Here is a 1,835-nt window from a genome sequence, read left to right as displayed (position 1 = left end):
CTCGCGTATAATCGTCGGCAGCGTCAGATGTGTATAAGAGACAGGTTCACATGTGCCCCTTGCCTGCGCTTACTTGACGATGTCCAGCAGAGGCATCTGCCCGTCGCCACCCTTCGGCAGCGCCGCGCGACGGCGACGGCGGCTTTGGTTGGCCACCTCGGGAGTGACCGGAACGAAACGCTTGGGGCGGCCGCTCTCGTCGAGATCGTCGTTGTTGACGACCAAGGTGAGTTCGCGTTCGTTGACGGCCCGCTCCGCCACAGCGCGGCGGATCTGGTCGAGGAAGGACTGGGAAGGATAAAGGTTGTACTCGACGTCGACGTACTTCCGCCCCTCCTTGATCTCCTCGATCTCAATGCGGTCGAGAGCCCCGATCTGCGTGTCGGCGAGCGCTTTGACGACGTCGTGAATCCGCAGCCGCATGTCGCGGAACCGCGACCACTCCGACATTCCGGAATCGCGGATGATATCGCGGGCGGTGATGCTGACGACCGACTGCGAGGGGTCCTGCCTCAGCGTCTCCGCGATGCGCTTGAACAGCCAGCGCGAAAACGGATTGCGGATCTTCATCAGGGCTTCGTAGGAGATCGAGTGCCAATCGACCCGGCGGATCGCCTCGCGGAGCATCATGTTGAACTGGACGAAGGTCTCCGCGTCGCTGCTCTCGTCATCGAGGATCGAAGTGTCGTCGGTGTCGTCCGTCTCGCTGGGACGCTGCCGCAACCCGAGGCCGGCGAAGATCCCGGAGTCCATCATGACCTTGCGGCGGCCGCGGCGCTCGATCTGGACCGTGCAGCGCCGCATGATCATCAGCGCTTCCTTGATCTCCGGAATGCTGAGAGTGTGCCGGACCGAGCGAAGCTCCTGCCAGACCTCGTAGAGCGAGAAGCGCAGGATCGCCTCGCCGTTGTCCACCGACAGGCGCGCCGGGTCCGAGGCCAGCTTGCGGATCACGTCCTCGATGATCTGTTCGCGTTCACCCGGATAGGCGTCGATCTCCTCCACCACCTGAGCCCCGCTGGCGTCGCGGAGGAAACGGCCGTCCTTGCCCTTCACCCGGCGCTGGATGCGCGCCGGAACGACCGTGAGGTGGTAGATCTGATCGGCGAAGGAAAACTGACGGTGGATCATCGGCAGGCGGTCGTCCTGAGCCGCCGGGTCGCGGGGCTCCAGGCTGTGCGCCGCCTGCCCGTTGGCCTTCGATTCAGGGCTGTCGAAAATATACTTGGGAGCCAGATCGTACAGAGAAACCATGTTGACGCTGTGGCGTCGGCCCGTGGTGGCGTCGATGTGTTCGAACAGTGTGCCTTGGACGGTCTGCCCCTGCGTCTCCATACGGCGCTGCTTGACGACGATCTGCCCCGACATCTGGTGCCTCTCCGAAATCCTGAACACCAAGCCTATGTCTCTTCCACTGTCCAACGCAACGACGTCGCGCGTGGGACCATAGGTGACAGGCGCGCTTGCAGTAGGTGGCAGGCGCGCTTCCGGTAGGCAACGGGCGCACAGGCAGTAGGTCGCAGGCGCGGTTGCCGAACGACTCCCCGGCATCGGACCGAATCGGACAGTCGCTTCCTCGACACGGGGCTGGCGTCGCGCCGCACTTCGCCATTGCGCGGACCCCAGGGCCAGCCTCGGTGCAGGAGCGCCCCGGCAGGGCTTTTCCAAAGGCTCCGCAGGCTGGAGATTCAGCACCGCGGCGAAGTGCGCCTGTCACCTACCGAGCGGTCCGGCCGGTGAACGCGCCTGTCACCTAGAGAATCCAACGAGTCGAAGCGCGCCTGCGCCCTATCTCAGGCCCCCGAAACGCGCCTGCATCCTATAGAATTGGACAA

The 1,835-nt window shown here is 64.1% G+C and carries 1 protein-coding gene; it reads right to left on the bottom strand.

Annotated features, from left to right (window positions below; translation table 11 throughout):
* Window positions 1–69: 69 nt before the first annotated feature.
* A complete protein-coding gene (locus Q4I23_RS32510) occupies window positions 70–1,368 on the bottom strand; it encodes a plasmid replication protein (protein WP_498528977.1) in 1,299 nt (432 codons plus the stop codon).
* Window positions 1,369–1,835: the final 467 nt, after the last annotated feature.

The organism is Azospirillum sp. UFLA03-27 (assembly GCF_059803775.1).
The sequence above is the reverse complement of the archived record's forward strand: the minus strand, read 5'-3'. Positions and strand labels throughout refer to the sequence as shown.